Consider the following 741-nt stretch of genomic DNA (forward strand, 5'->3'; position numbering starts at 1 on the left):
GTTAAAAACAATGCTAGCTCTATCATTACGCCAATCGTCTTTACTAACCTTTCCGAAGGTGAAAGCGTCAAGATTGAAAAGGCCGGAAATGTAGATAGGGAAGAAGAGGATGTAATCTCCATCAATAAATAATCATTAATAAATAACGGGAGGGTGGCTTAATCAGCTGCCCTCCTGTTTTTTTTGATGATTCTTTGGCATGGACCGGCTTCTATAGAAAGAAAGTGGTTCAGTGAAAAAAAGAAGTTAATTTTAAAAGATTAAATTGACTTATCTATATGCAAGTGCTAATATATTAAATACACCGCTTGAGACAAACAAGACAAACAAGTGAATGATAACTTGTTGTTGACTTTGTGTTTGGAGGGTGTTATACTAATAAAGTCGCTAAACGAAGCGATGGCAAATATTGCTCTTTGAAAACTGAACAAAACAAAGCGCCAACGTTAAATTTTAAGTGAGCACACACTATCAAAAAAGCAAATGAGCAAKTCAAACATTTCTTCGGAGAGTTTGATCCTGGCTCAGGACGAACGCTGGCGGCGTGCCTAATACATGCAAGTCGAGCGAATCGATGGGAGCTTGCTCCCTGAGATTAGCGGCGGACGGGTGAGTAACACGTGGGCAACCTGCCTATAAGACTGGGATAACTTCGGGAAACCGGAGCTAATACCGGATACGTTCTTTTCTCGCATGAGAGAAGATGGAAAGACGGTTTACGCTGTCACTTATAGATGGGCC

The 741-nt window shown here is 40.8% G+C and carries 1 rRNA gene; it reads left to right on the plus strand.

Going from position 1 to position 741, the window contains the following annotated elements:
• Window positions 1–501: 501 nt before the first annotated feature.
• A 16S ribosomal RNA gene (locus AC1DVB_RS27740) occupies window positions 502–741 on the plus strand; the annotation flags it as partial.

It is taken from the genome of Peribacillus sp. P4_D6 (assembly GCF_056401795.1).